The organism is Vibrio sp. 11-4(1), from assembly GCF_013048625.1.
Classification (GTDB): Bacteria; Pseudomonadota; Gammaproteobacteria; order Enterobacterales; family Vibrionaceae; genus Vibrio; species Vibrio diabolicus.
This window is the reverse complement of the sequence record NZ_VHSY01000003.1, coordinates 536,787-549,916: the sequence shown is the minus strand read 5'-3', so window position 1 is coordinate 549,916 and position 13,130 is coordinate 536,787. Positions and strand designations below refer to the sequence as shown.

Annotated in this window: 9 protein-coding genes, 5 tRNA genes and 1 rRNA gene; 8 read left to right on the top strand and 7 right to left on the bottom strand. The window is 45.0% G+C overall.

Annotated elements, in window-relative coordinates; all coding sequences use genetic code 11:
* Positions 1-3: 3 nt before the first annotated feature.
* Positions 4-120: ribosomal RNA gene (rrf, locus tag FKN16_RS08935) — 5S ribosomal RNA — on the top strand.
* 94 nt (positions 121-214) lie between these two features.
* Here the strand turns inward: rrf and ilvY are convergent.
* Positions 215-1,105: an HTH-type transcriptional activator IlvY gene (gene ilvY / locus FKN16_RS08930; RefSeq protein ID WP_134647525.1), complete on the bottom strand. Its 891-nt coding sequence runs from the start codon at positions 1,103-1,105 to the stop codon at positions 215-217.
* 143 nt (positions 1,106-1,248) lie between these two features.
* On the opposite strand from ilvY, the gene ilvC reads away from it, so the two are divergent.
* Positions 1,249-2,733, top strand: a complete 1,485-nt coding sequence (gene ilvC, locus FKN16_RS08925; RefSeq protein WP_046874191.1) for a ketol-acid reductoisomerase — start codon at positions 1,249-1,251, stop codon at positions 2,731-2,733.
* Between the two features lie 182 nt (positions 2,734-2,915).
* On the opposite strand, the gene FKN16_RS08920 is transcribed toward ilvC, so the two are convergent.
* The 4 genes from FKN16_RS08920 to FKN16_RS08905 all read right to left on the bottom strand — a co-directional run bounded on the left by FKN16_RS08920 (position 2,916) and on the right by FKN16_RS08905 (position 8,140).
* Positions 2,916-3,167 (bottom strand): accessory factor UbiK family protein, encoded by a 252-nt coding sequence (locus tag FKN16_RS08920; protein WP_005379099.1) that lies wholly within the window; start codon positions 3,165-3,167, stop codon positions 2,916-2,918.
* A gap of 131 nt (positions 3,168-3,298) precedes the next feature.
* Complete coding sequence (gene vmeD, locus FKN16_RS08915) at positions 3,299-6,421, bottom strand: multidrug efflux RND transporter permease subunit VmeD (protein WP_170902501.1); 3,123 nt, start codon at positions 6,419-6,421, stop codon at positions 3,299-3,301.
* Positions 6,422-6,433: 12 nt separating this feature from the next.
* The gene (vmeC, locus tag FKN16_RS08910) at positions 6,434-7,540 is read right to left on the bottom strand and encodes a multidrug efflux RND transporter periplasmic adaptor subunit VmeC (protein ID WP_170902500.1); all 1,107 of its coding nucleotides are present in this window, start codon (positions 7,538-7,540) and stop codon (positions 6,434-6,436) included.
* An 18-nt stretch (positions 7,541-7,558) separates the two neighbouring features.
* The gene (locus FKN16_RS08905; RefSeq protein ID WP_212756482.1) at positions 7,559-8,140 is read right to left on the bottom strand and encodes a TetR/AcrR family transcriptional regulator; all 582 of its coding nucleotides are present in this window, start codon (positions 8,138-8,140) and stop codon (positions 7,559-7,561) included.
* A 170-nt stretch (positions 8,141-8,310) separates the two neighbouring features.
* Between FKN16_RS08905 and rep the strand changes: the two genes are divergently transcribed.
* The gene (rep, locus tag FKN16_RS08900) at positions 8,311-10,326 is read left to right on the top strand and encodes a DNA helicase Rep (RefSeq protein ID WP_170902498.1); all 2,016 of its coding nucleotides are present in this window, start codon (positions 8,311-8,313) and stop codon (positions 10,324-10,326) included.
* 73 nt (positions 10,327-10,399) lie between these two features.
* Here rep and FKN16_RS08895 read toward each other — a convergent pair whose 3' ends face one another.
* A complete protein-coding gene (locus FKN16_RS08895) occupies positions 10,400-10,813 on the bottom strand; it encodes a cytochrome c5 family protein (RefSeq protein WP_012841248.1) in 414 nt (137 codons plus the stop codon).
* A 335-nt stretch (positions 10,814-11,148) separates the two neighbouring features.
* On the opposite strand from FKN16_RS08895, the gene FKN16_RS08890 reads away from it, so the two are divergent.
* The 5 genes from FKN16_RS08890 (at position 11,149) to FKN16_RS08870 (ending at position 11,703) form a co-directional block, all read left to right on the top strand.
* Positions 11,149-11,225: transfer RNA gene (locus FKN16_RS08890), tRNA-Arg, on the top strand.
* A 33-nt stretch (positions 11,226-11,258) separates the two neighbouring features.
* Positions 11,259-11,334 (top strand) — tRNA-His (locus FKN16_RS08885).
* Between the two features lie 69 nt (positions 11,335-11,403).
* Positions 11,404-11,480 (top strand) — tRNA-Pro (locus FKN16_RS08880).
* A 46-nt stretch (positions 11,481-11,526) separates the two neighbouring features.
* A tRNA-His gene (locus FKN16_RS08875) sits at positions 11,527-11,602 on the top strand.
* Between the two features lie 24 nt (positions 11,603-11,626).
* Positions 11,627-11,703, top strand: a tRNA-Pro gene (locus FKN16_RS08870).
* A gap of 312 nt (positions 11,704-12,015) precedes the next feature.
* On the opposite strand, the gene FKN16_RS08865 is transcribed toward FKN16_RS08870, so the two are convergent.
* Entirely contained in the window at positions 12,016-12,741 is a 726-nt protein-coding gene (locus FKN16_RS08865; RefSeq protein ID WP_005394354.1) for an HAD family hydrolase, read from the bottom strand.
* Between the last annotated feature and the right edge of the window lie 389 nt (positions 12,742-13,130).

Genomic DNA, 13,130 nt, shown 5'->3' with positions numbered 1-13,130 from the left:
TTGCTTGGCGACCATAGCGTTTTGGACCCACCTGATTTCCATGCCGAACTCAGAAGTGAAACGAAATAGCGCCGATGGTAGTGTGGGGCTTCCCCATGTGAGAGTAGGACATCGCCAGGCTTTAAATTTGAAAAAGCCCACTCGAAAGAGTGGGCTTTTTTACGTTTCTGGGTTCTGAAAATTACCTAAGCACTCAGAACTCAAACATCTATCGTTAAGGTGTAATGTATTTACTCTCCGCTACTTTCCAAAAAGCCTTCACTAATGGATTCTCTAACTGATTTTTGGTGCAGCAGACACCAAGCTCAAACGGCTTAATTGGTAACACTTTTAAGCGATTTATCTTCTCCCTCACCGGGCTATTGTTGATCACGACATCAGGTGCGATACCCACACCACATCCCAGTGCAACCATACTTACGATGGCTTCATGCCCTGACGTTTGCGCGTAGATATTCGGCTTTATTTTCATTTGTTTGAGCCAAGTATTGGCTCTATCTCTTGCTGTCCCTGCTTCTGGGAGAATGAATGGAATTACTGACCAGTTTGGTCTTTCTTTTTGTAGCTCTTCCGCAAATGAACTCACGCCGACAGGAGCGATGACAGAAAGCGGTATTTCACTGATCGTTTCAAATGCGATTTTGCTTGGCATCTGCTCAGATTTGGCTGAGATGGCAATATCGGCTTCATCTGCTAAAATTTTGTCGATCGCTTGAGCTGGATCGCCGGTTGATAGCTTAAATTCGATAAAAGGATGCTGAAGACGAAAATCAGAGATTAACTCTGGCAGGTGGCTGTAGCTTGCAGTAACCGAACAAAATAGACGGATTTCTCCTTTCAATTCGTCCTCTGCTCCCTTTAGGTGACTTTGGTACTGCTGCCATTCGCCAAGAATTTTTAAGGCGACAGGAACCAGTTTTTTGCCTTGGCTCGTTAAATCAACGCTGCGATTGTCCCGCAAAAATAATTGTTGGCTAGTTTCTTCCTCTAGCTTTTGTATTTGTCTGCTCAAGGCTGAAGGACTCACATGCATCGCTGCTGCGGTCTTAGCGAAACTTTTACTCTCACACAGATGAATAAAAAGTTGCAGGCTTTTGATATTCATTAAATCTTCATGTCCATGTTGCACAAATTGCAATAACTAATTGTGAATATATCACTTTAAGCAATTTAATGTCTGTTTTAGTATGAAGTTATTCGGTAAGGCAATTACCGACCTCAATGGAAGAATCTCAAAGGAGCACCCAGATGGCTAATTATTTCAATACCTTAAACTTGCGCGAGCAGTTGGACCAATTAGGTCGTTGTCGCTTTATGGACCGTAGTGAATTTGCTTCAGAAGCGGATTACTTAAAAGGCAAGAAAGTGGTTATCGTAGGTTGTGGTGCTCAAGGTCTTAACCAAGGTCTGAATATGCGTGACTCTGGTCTAGACGTTGCTTACGCGCTTCGCCAAGCAGCAATTGATGAGCAACGTCAATCTTTCAAAAATGCAAAAGACAACGGTTTTGAAGTAGGTAGCTACGAAACGCTAATTCCACAAGCTGACCTAGTAGTAAACCTTACTCCAGATAAGCAGCACACAAACGTTGTTGAGACGATAATGCCGCTAATGAAAGAAGGCGCAGCGCTAGGTTACTCACACGGCTTCAACGTTGTTGAAGAGGGCATGCAAATCCGTAAAGACCTAACAGTAGTAATGGTTGCACCTAAGTGCCCGGGCACGGAAGTTCGTGAAGAGTACAAGCGTGGTTTCGGTGTTCCAACTCTTATCGCTGTTCACCCAGAGAACGACCCAAAAGGTGAAGGTTGGGATATCGCGAAAGCTTGGGCAGCAGCAACAGGTGGTCACCGTGCAGGCTGTCTAGAGTCTTCTTTTGTTGCTGAGGTGAAATCTGACCTAATGGGTGAGCAAACTATCCTTTGCGGCATGCTACAGGCTGGCTCTATCGTATGTTACGAGAAGATGATTGCTGATGGTATCGACCCTGGCTACGCAGGTAAGCTTCTTCAATACGGTTGGGAAACCATCACTGAAGCACTGAAGTTTGGTGGTATCACTCACATGATGGATCGCCTAACTAACCCTGCAAAAGTGAAAGCATTTGAGCTTTCTGAAGAGCTAAAAGAACTGATGCGTCCGCTATACAACAAGCACATGGATGACATCATCACCGGTCACTTCTCTAGCACTATGATGGCTGACTGGGCAAACGACGATGCAAATCTACTAGGCTGGCGTGCAGAAACAGGTGAAACTGCTTTCGAAAACTACCCAGAAACTGACGTAGAAATCTCTGAGCAAGAGTACTTCGATAACGGTATCCTGATGGTTGCTATGGTTCGTGCGGGTGTTGAGCTAGCATTCGAAGCAATGACGGCATCTGGCATCATCGATGAGTCTGCTTACTACGAGTCTCTACACGAGCTGCCACTTATCGCAAACACTATCGCACGTAAGCGTTTATACGAGATGAACGTGGTTATCTCTGATACGGCTGAATATGGTAACTACCTATTTGCTAATGTAGCAACGCCGCTACTGCGTGAAAAATTCATGCCTTCTGTTAGTACAGACGTCATTGGTAAAGGTCTAGGTGAAACGTCTAACCAAGTGGATAACGCGACTCTTATCGCTGTGAATGAAACAATCCGCAACCACCCTGTAGAATATATCGGTGAAGAACTACGTGGTTATATGACAGATATGAAGCGCATCGCGGTTGGTGGCTAATTTTCTTTGCTTCAAAGTAGAGAAAATATTAAATGAACTCTGGCCAGACTGGAGTCGATAAATACAAAAACACAACATCTAATCAAAAGGCTTGGTCGCCGTTGACCAAGCCTTTTTGTTTTTAGCCGATTTATCTGCGCGCCGATAAGAAAAACGCTCCTTTGTGAGGAGCGCTTTGATACTTATTTTTCAGCAAGCTTTTCTTCAAGTTGCGCCAACTTCTGTTCCATTTCTGTTAGCTTTTGACGTGTACGTAGTAAAACTTGAGTTTGAACATCAAACTCTTCGCGACTTACAACATCTAGCTTGTTTAGCTGGCCTTGGATTACTTGACGAACTTTCTGATCGACATCAGAGCCCAACTCTTTTACAGGTTGAGGCATTGAGTCGTGAATCTGTTTAGCAATTTGCTCTAATTTCTTTGGGTCAAACATAGTGGCTAAAACTCCTTTTGATTTGTCCTCATTTTAAGTAAATGATACGTGAAAGTCGCCATTTAGATGGCAAAAAAGAGAGCGGCAATAAAAAAGGCCACCGAAGTGACCTTTTTGAATGCCTTAATAGCTTATCTGTTATCCGCTAATTCACGATGAGCTGCTTTCGCTTCGTCAACTCGCGCTAACTTCTCCAAGTCTTTGTCTTCAACAAATACTGGCAGAGGTTTGTGTTTTTCAGCTAGGTAGCTGTAAATCACAGGTAGGACAAATAGTGTGAACAGTGTACCGATTGCAAGGCCAGCAACGATGACGATACCGATACTGAAACGTTGCGCGGCACCTGCACCTGTTGCGTACATCAGCGGGATCAGACCTGCGATCATCGCTGCAGTGGTCATTAGGATAGGGCGAAGACGCACTTTCGCAGCCTCCATCACCGCATCAATACGAGACAGTTTATTATGTAACTGCTCTTCTTTGGCTACTTCACAGATCAAGATGCCGTGCTTGGTGATCAGGCCGACCAGCGTGATCAAACCAACCTGCGAGTAGATGTTCATTGAGGCCGTACCCCACGCCAACGCGATCAAGGCACCACATATTGCTAGCGGTACAGATACCATGATGACAATAGGGTCGCGGAGTGATTCAAATTGAATCGCCAGAACGAGGAAGATGATCGCAAGTGCAAGACCAAAGGTTGCATACAAGGCGCTACCTTCTGTCACAAACTGACGAGATTCGCCCATGTAATCGTGGTTATAGCCTGCAGGCAGTTTGGTTTGTGCGATGTCTTCAAACCAGTTAATTGCATCACCCATAGCAACGTTAGGCGATGGCACCGCACCTACCGTCGCGGAGTTTAACTGGTTGAAGTGTGGCAAAGAGCGAGGCTCTGCAATCACATCAATCGTAATCAAGCTGCTTAGTGGGACGGCTTTACCATCAACAGAACGCACATAGTAGTTCTTCATCGACTCTGGGTTTAGACGCCATTTACGTTCAACTTGAGGAATCACTTCATATGAGCGGCCGTTAAGGTCGATACGGTTAACGTAACCATCAGCCATCATGGTGCTGAGAGTGATACCAATATCTTGCATGGTCACACCGTAGGCACCCGCTTTGTCTTTATCGATCTTAATCTTCATGGTTGCTGAATCGTAGTTCAGGTCTAGATCGGAATAGACAAACATTGGACTACTTGCAACATCGGTCAGGATATCGCTAGCGATAGTAAACAAGCTTTCGAAGCTATTTGGTGTCGTAATTACAAACTGGACAGGTAGGCCTGAGCCCGCACCAGGCAGTTCTGGCATTTGGAACGCAGTGACAGACATACCTGGGACACTTGAAACTAGGCCTCCCACACGTTTTGTGATTTCAGATTGACTTGCTTCTCGTTCACTCCATGGCTTCAATGTTGCTAGACCAAACGCTTGGTTTGAGTTCGGCACACCGTTAAATACCTGAGCGTATTCTACTTCTGGCTGATCAGAGAGAATCTTATTCACGTCATCCATGGTGTTTTGGATGTAGTCCAAGTTCGCGTTTGATGGTGCGGTACCCATCAGAACAACTACACCTTTATCTTCGGACGGCGCCAGCTCACTAGGAATAAACTTAAATAGAATCGGTAAGCTCGCAAATACAATTATCGCAAATGCAATTACAACAGGACGGTGAGCCATGACTGCTGTAAGCATTTTCTCATAGCGATTAGTCATGCCATCAAGGATACGATGAACTTTTTGCTCAAACTTGCTCGGTTTTTCATTCGCCTTCAGCATCTTTGAACACATCATAGGTGATAGCGTTAAAGCGATGATACCGGACACAAATACCGAACCTGCTAGCGTTAAAGCGAACTCTTTGAACAACGAGCCTGTAATACCGCCCATCAACGCGATTGGTGCGTATACCGCACCTAGCGTTAATGTCATCGCAATAACTGGCACTGCAATTTCACGCGTACCAATGATTGCTGCACGGAATGGTGACTCGCCTTCTTTGATATGACGATCCACGTTTTCTAGTACCACGATCGCGTCATCCACCACCAGACCGATGGCAAGTACCATCGCTAGTAGTGTCATTAAGTTCCAAGAGAAGCCCATTGCCTGCATAACCATCGCCACACCAATCAAAGAGAGTGGAATAGTGACGATAGGAATGATGACCGCACGGAACGAACCTAGGAACAGTGTGATCACTACAAGTACGATAATTGCCGCTTCAAGAATCGTTTTCACTACTTCGTGAATTGACTCGTTGATCGCAATGGTAGAGTCGTACATCACGTTCATTTTGATGTTACTTGGTAAGTTGCGCTCAAGTTGAGGTAATAATTCAAGCACATCAGCAGCGATGTTGATTGGGTTGGCACTTGGCGCGGCGTTGATTGCAGCAACCACTGCTTCTTGGCCGTTTGCACTTGCACGGTAAACGTCGTGACTCTTCTCAAGTGTTACCTTCGCGATATCACCTAAGCGAATAACGTCCCCTTCACCCGTTTTTACGACCAACGCTTCAAGCTCAGCAACGTTTGATACCTGAGTATCCGCGCTGCCGTTATAAAGCACGAACTCACCCGTCGCTTGACCCGTCGCAGATTGGTAGTTGTTGGCGTTAAGAACGCTCATCACATCCGTTGCAGTCAGCTTTAATGCGCCCATTTTTGCTGGATCTAGCCATACGCGCAGCGCGTATTTCATACCACCGTAAAGGTCGACTTTTGATACACCATTTACAGTGAATAGCTGTGGGTTGATTACACGCTCAAGGTAGTCGGTGATCTGGCTGGAAGACAACTCGTCACTAGTAAAACCAATATACAATACCGCGGTAGTTGAACCAGTCGACATCGTTACAGTCGGGTCTTCAGCTTCTTTTGGAAGCTGGGAACGTACCGAGTTCGTTTTCGCTAAGATGTCAGCCAATGCCGCGTTCGGGTCGGTATTCAACTTCATGTTGACGGTAATGGTTGATTTACCTAACACCGATTGCGAGGTCATATAATCAATATTATCGGCTTGCGCCACCGCTTGCTCCAATGGCTGAGTAATAAAGCCCTGGATCAAGTTGGCACTTGCACCGTAGTAACTGGTGGTCACGGTGACCACTGTATTCGTCATTTCAGGGTATTCACGAACTTGCATTTTGAACACGGCTTGCAAACCAAGCAATGCAATCAAAAAACTGATCGATACCGCTAAAACTGGACGTTTTATAAAAACATCTGTAAAGCGCATGATGCCTCCAACTTAAAGCATTGGTGTTTCAGCAGGTGGGGTAGTTGCATCGCTTTCGACAATGCTTACTTTTGCGTGGTTACTTAAACGGACTTGACCCGATGTCACCACTACATCACCTGGCTTCACGCCTTCTAGAATGTGTGCGATATCTTTAGAGCGTTCGCCAACTTTTACCACATGCTGCTTAACGCGTTTCTCGCCATCTTCTTCCGTTACGATGTAAACATTGTCGCCGTATAGCGTAAACGTGATCGCAGTTTGAGGCAGAGTGACCTGATTTTCTAATTTAGGCAGAATGATGTTTGCACGTGCGAACATACCACTACGCAGTTTGCCATCACTGTTAGGGATATCTGCTTGAACCTGAATCAAGCCACTTTGTACGTTAACCGCAGGCTCAATCGCAGAAATTGAACCTTTGAAAGGCTGATCTGGGTAGGCATCCACGAAGATATCCACTTCTTGGTCGATATTGATACGTGAAATATCGGTTTGCGGCACGGTAAAGCGTAAGCGCATCACGCTGGTGTCTTCCAGGCGAACAATATCGGTACCCGCTTGTAGGTACTGACCTAGGTACACGTTACGAATACCTACTACACCATCAAATGGCGCTTTGATTTCGCGTCGGTCGATGGTCGCTTTCAAGCTTTCAATGTCCGCTTTTAAGGAGAAGTAGTTCGCTTCTGCTTCGTCATACGCTTCTTTAGAAATAGAGCCTTTTTTAAATAGCCCTTGGTAGCGTTTGTATTTCGCTTCTGCTGCTGGCAACTTGGCTTGCGAGCTCTTTAAATTCGCTTTCTCAACGTCAGAGTCAAGCAGTACTAATGGCTGACCTGCTTTGACTTGAGTGCCGGAATCAAATGCGATTTTGTCGATAACACCACTGGTTTCGTTTGCGACCGTCACACCTTGGTTTGGTTCGATAAAACCGATAGCCTCGATCACTGGTACCCAATCAACCGCTTGTACTTTCGTCACGGTTACTGGGAACTCAGGTTCAGGACGGTTTGCCATGTATTCAGCAATCTTTTGTTGCTTAAATAAATTGAAACCTATCACGCTGCCGAACAAGAGAACGGCGATAAGTAACATAAAGAAAGTCCACTTTTTCATTCTATTAAGAACTCCAAGTTAGTGTTTAATAATTGCATCCCAACTGGCTTCAATAGCAGCTTCTAATGCCGCCTTATCCAGTTGATAAAATCCCAAAGCGTGTTTCCTAGCAAGTGCAACACTTGCCTCAAAACTCAATCCAGAAAGCACTTCGTTATCGAGAGGCTTGAATACGCCCTCTTCTTTCCCCTGATTAAAAAGAAGATCTACTTGGGCAAACATTTGTCTTTCAAGTTCCCGAGCTTTGCTACTATTTGAACAGGGTAGAGACTCATATTGGACTCGGTTGCTGATCGCACTTAAGTTCGAGCTCGCTAGATTCCAAATATTGAGCCACATGGTTCGATAACGCTGTTTTAAAGGCATCTCTTCACTAACACCTAGTTGCACCGCAGTAGCAACACGCTTAGCAACGTTAAGGCGTAGTTCCTCTAAAAGATGTTCTTTATCTGAGAAATAACGGTAAATCGTCCCTGCTGCGACACCTGCCTCATTGGCGAGCTTTTGCATGGAAAGCCCTTGAAAGCCAGATTCAGCAATGAGTTGTTCAGCAGCGACTAAGATTTGTTCTCGTTTATCTACAGCAGGGTTATCCTTCATAATGTCACCCTTTAGTGAATGAACGTTCATTCATTATAGCTTAAATACCCGCCATTTATGCAACAGAATATTGCACTTAATTGGTGTAAAAATTACAAGAAATCAGCATAGCTTTCACGAGGCCACCCCTTTATCATAGGCGCCACATTCATCACCCGCAGAGAATTTCTATGAAGCTGAACCCTAGTCAAGATGAAGCCGTGAAATACGTGTCAGGTCCATGCCTAGTGCTAGCTGGTGCTGGCTCGGGCAAAACTCGTGTTATTACCAATAAAATCGCTTATCTGGTTCAGCAATGTGGTTACAAAGCGCGTAACATTGCGGCGGTGACGTTTACCAACAAAGCAGCACGTGAAATGAAGGAGCGTGTAGGTCAAACGTTAGGGAAAGGTGAGTCTAAAGGTTTGATGGTATCAACGTTCCACACCTTGGGATTAAACATCATCAAACGCGAATACAAGCATTTAGGATTGAAAGCGGGCTTTTCACTGTTTGATGACCAAGACCAACTGGCGCTACTCAAGGAACTTACCGAAAAGCAGCTTGATGGTGATAAAGATCTGCTACGTCAGCTTCTGAGTTGTATTTCCAATTGGAAAAACGACATGTTGACGCCAGAGCAAGCCAAAGCGCGTGCGCAAGGTGAGCAGCAACAATTGTTTGCGTTCTGCTTTGATATGTACCAAAAGCAAATGAAAGCCTATAACGCGCTCGATTTTGATGACCTAATTTTGATGCCCGTCTTACTCTTGCGCAATCATGAAGACGTTCGTCAACGTTGGCAGAACCGTATCCGCTATCTATTGGTCGATGAGTACCAAGATACCAACACGAGTCAATATGAGTTGGTGAAATTAATCGTCGGTGAACGTGGGCGATTGACGGTCGTAGGAGATGATGACCAGTCCATTTATTCATGGCGTGGTGCGAAACCTCAGAATCTAGTCTTGCTGGGTGAAGATTACCCGAATTTGCGATTGATTAAGTTGGAGCAAAACTACCGCTCAACGAGTCGAATCCTGCGTGCGGCCAACATTTTGATAGCCAACAACCCTCACGTCTATGAGAAGTCCTTATTTTCAGAAATTCCTGACGGTGAAAAACTCAAAGTGTTGTTGGCTAAAAATGAAGAGCATGAGGCTGAGCGTGTCACGGGGGAGTTGATTGCACACAAATTCTTGAATCGAACCGACTATCGTGATTACGCAATTTTGTACCGTGGTAACCACCAATCGCGCTTAATTGAAAAGTCTCTGATGCAAAACCGTGTGCCGTATAAAATTTCTGGCGGCACCTCGTTTTTTGCACGAGCAGAAATTAAAGACATCATGGCGTATTTGCGTGTTTTGGTTAATCCAGATGACGACAATGCATTCTTACGTATTGTGAATACACCACGACGTGAAATTGGCCCAGTAACGTTAGAAAAGCTAGGCAGTTATGCCAATATGCGTGGGAAGAGCCTGTTTGAGTCGAGTTTTGAAATGGGGCTCGAACAGCACTTAACGGGACGCGGCCTGGAAAATTTACGTCGTTTCACCCAATGGTTAGTGGCGATTGCTGACCAAGCTGAGCGTGGTGATACCGTCGAAGCGGTTCGCTCGCTAGTTCGCGATATCCATTATGAAGATTGGCTATACGAAACTTCAGCAAGCCCGAAAGCCGCTGAAATGCGAATGAAGAACGTTTCTGATCTTTACTCCTGGATAGTGGCGGATCTAGAAGGTGACAACTACGATCAAGAAGAGAAAACGTTAAAAGAAGTCGTTCAGCGTTTGACCTTGCGTGACATGATGGAACGTGGCGAAGAAGATGAAGACAGCGATGCAGTACAACTGATGACGCTGCATGCATCAAAAGGCCTTGAGTTCCCATATGTATACCTAATTGGGTCTGAAGAAGGTATTTTACCGCACCAAACCAGTATTGATGAAGACAACGTCGAAGAAGAGCGTCGTCTGATGTATGTTGGCATTACCCGTGCGCAGCGTGAACTGACTTTCACCATGTGCAAAGAGCGTCGACAGTTCGGCGAGTTGATAAAACCGACTCAAAGCCGATTTTTGGATGAGTTGCCATTTGATGACGTTGAATGGGAAGTGAATAAAAAGCCAGTATCAGCAGAAGAGCGTATGGCGAAAGGTCAGGCACACATTGCCAATATTCGAGCAATGTTTAAGAAGTAGAGTAACCTTGTTCTCACTGACTAAACACAAAAAGGCTTGCCAGTTGGCAAGCCTTTTTCATTGATGTCTTTACTTATAGACCTTCAATCATGTGGTCGATTGCTGCGATGATTTCATCGTCAGAACAGTCCATACAGGTACCTTTGGCAGGCATCGCATTGAAGCCTTCTAACGCGTGCTTCACTAACGTCTCTTTGCCTTGTGCAATACGCGGTGCCCAGTCATCGGCATTACCTGTTTTAGGTGCGCCGTTTACACCAGATGCGTGACAAGCAATACAAAAAGTACCATAAACTGTGGCGCCATCACGTGGACCGGTTGGTTCTTCTTTCACTGGCTCAGAACCCGCTAGATAAACATCACCGACAGGTTGGATGCGTTCTGCGATCGCATCGTATTCAGTTTGGCTGATGTCAGAAGCTAAAGCTGCCGTAGAAAACGTTAAGGCAGCGAACAAAACGCTAATCATTTGTCGAGACATATCCATTAAACCCACTTCACATTCCCGAGGTAAGTGACTTACCTATTTATATAGTTAGAGTATTAATGCCGAGCAGAGAAATCACTAAATTCCACTGAATGGCATAGAATGATTAGACAACTTGGTTGCAGCTGTTAAATCAATGTAAATAATGGGTGATTATATCCCGATAACTTGTTGCAATAAACAACAAGTTATCCATGACAGGGCGTGAATCACATCAAAAATTCAGTTTAAAGGAAGATAACTGTCGAAAAAGAGACCAAACGATAAAAAAAGTAAAAAAAGTACTAGACGGCATAGTGTGATATCCGTATTATTCCACTCCGCCGATAGGGCATGCGCCCGTAGCTCAGTTGGATAGAGCGTTGGCCTCCGGAGCCAAAGGTCGAAGGTTCGAATCCTTTCGGGCGTACCATTGCCTCGGAGGATACATCGGTAAAAATCAGTGGTGGCTATAGCTCAGTTGGTAGAGCCCCGGATTGTGATTCCGGTTGTCGCGAGTTCAAGTCTCGTTAGCCACCCCATTCTTTCTTTTTTAGATTGAATGCGGTAGCATTGCTTCCAATCTTGATTAAATCAAGATAAAACATCGTCGGTGAATAGCGCAGTTTGGTAGCGCATCTGGTTTGGGACCAGAGGGTCGGGGGTTCGAATCCCTCTTCACCGACCACTATTTAGTTTATGGCTGAGATAGCGGTAAACATGACAATTTGATGGTGGCTATAGCTCAGTTGGTAGAGCCCCGGATTGTGATTCCGGTTGTCGCGAGTTCAAGTCTCGTTAGCCACCCCATTCTTTATTTAAAGAATATATGCTCGGTGAATAGCGCAGTTTGGTAGCGCATCTGGTTTGGGACCAGAGGGTCGGGGGTTCGAATCCCTCTTCACCGACCACTATTTAAAGCCTCAGTCGAAAGACTGGGGCTTTTTTACATTTGAAATTTAGAATGTAGGGAACTGAGGGGCGTGGGCTGAAACGCCAGTCCGATCGAATCTCTCTTCACCGACCGCTATTTAGAGCCCCAGTCGAAAGACTGGGGCTTTTTTGCATCTATCCTCTTAAAAGAATCTGCATTCGATTTCAATTTCACCAAAAGTGTACAGCTCTAGGGGCTTTTGACCACCTATGATCCAAATGCTTTTCGAGCTGACAAAATAAACCCCAGAACGACGTCTGGGGTTTTGTGTTTTTCTAATCCGCTACTTTTATTGGGCGAGTGTTTTAAGGATTTCTCTCAGCTCTACCGTTTCTTGGATTTCAAAATTTGGCGTTATATCTGTTGAGTTACTTGCGCCTGTCGCATTTACCCACACACTCAAAATGCCCATATTGTTAGCGCCTGCTATATCTGCTGGTAAAGAGTCGCCAATGTGTAGGGCTTCTTCTGGTTTTACTTCGACCAAGTCGAGCGCTTTTTGGAAAATGCTCGCAGCGGGCTTCTCTTCAGGCTCTTCCCCCCCCACAATAATATGGTCCACCCAGTCGCTCATCTGTGTCGCGCTGAGTTTAGGGTGTTGAGAAAAAATCGGGCCGTTAGTGATCACGACGAGTTTATAATGCTGACGAAGATCGCTGAGCATTTCTTTTACACCAGGGAAGAAAGTGAACGCGCCCATACGTGCAGAGTCAAAGTAGTCTTGAGCTTGTTGAGCCTCTTCGGCATTAATGCTGACTCCGTGCTCCGCCAATATATTTTGGATCAGGCCACAACGGAACGCGTTTTCATCAGGTAGCAGAGCCACAAGGTGAGGGAATTCCGCATTCAGCTTCTTGTACACACCCTGTAAGTAGCGCTGTAAAAAAGCTTGTGGTTCGGTAACTTGCGGGTAGGTCTTATGAATCCAAGTCGTAAACTTTTGTCCTGCAACTTTATCGGCTTGTGACGTCGCACATAAAGTCTCGTCCATATCAAAAAAAATCGCTTTAAGCACAGGGGCTCCTTTCATTTACAGCTTGGCTCTAACATTGATTATCTATTATCCCACTCTGAATTGTGCCGTAAAGGGTTAAAACCGACGTGTTTCACCTACAATGGGAGAGTGATGGTAACCGCACTTTCTTTTGTTTAGTCAACAAACCGCTTAAGCAGCGCATAATCGTCGTCGACAGAGGATTTGTGTGGTTTTGCTGTTGTGTTCACGTTTTAGCCTATCCTTTCTCTTTCTAAGTTTGGCTTTTTATATTTGCCGACTATTTTATTAATAGTTTTTTATGTTGAAAAATCGCTTTTCGCATACGATATTGTTTGTTAAATGTTAATAATTACACATGAATAATGTGGTTAATGGTTCTGGTTAGCTCGTGCTTATTTTTAGAGTGT

Bases quoted from the DNA above. Each gene is read 5' to 3' on its own strand.
- FKN16_RS08920 (WP_005379099.1), bottom strand. From the start codon at position 3,167: ATGTTTGACCCAAAGAAATTAGAGCAAATTGCTAAACAGATTCACGAC.
- ilvY (WP_134647525.1), bottom strand. From the start codon at position 1,105: ATGAATATCAAAAGCCTGCAACTTTTTATTCATCTGTGTGAGAGTAAA.
- ilvC (WP_046874191.1), top strand. From the start codon at position 1,249: ATGGCTAATTATTTCAATACCTTAAACTTGCGCGAGCAGTTGGACCAA.
- FKN16_RS08905 (WP_212756482.1), bottom strand. From the start codon at position 8,140: ATGAAGGATAACCCTGCTGTAGATAAACGAGAACAAATCTTAGTCGCT.
- FKN16_RS08895 (WP_012841248.1), bottom strand. From the start codon at position 10,813: ATGGATATGTCTCGACAAATGATTAGCGTTTTGTTCGCTGCCTTAACG.
- vmeC (WP_170902500.1), bottom strand. From the start codon at position 7,540: ATGAAAAAGTGGACTTTCTTTATGTTACTTATCGCCGTTCTCTTGTTC.
- rep (WP_170902498.1), top strand. From the start codon at position 8,311: ATGAAGCTGAACCCTAGTCAAGATGAAGCCGTGAAATACGTGTCAGGT.
- vmeD (WP_170902501.1), bottom strand. From the start codon at position 6,421: ATGCGCTTTACAGATGTTTTTATAAAACGTCCAGTTTTAGCGGTATCG.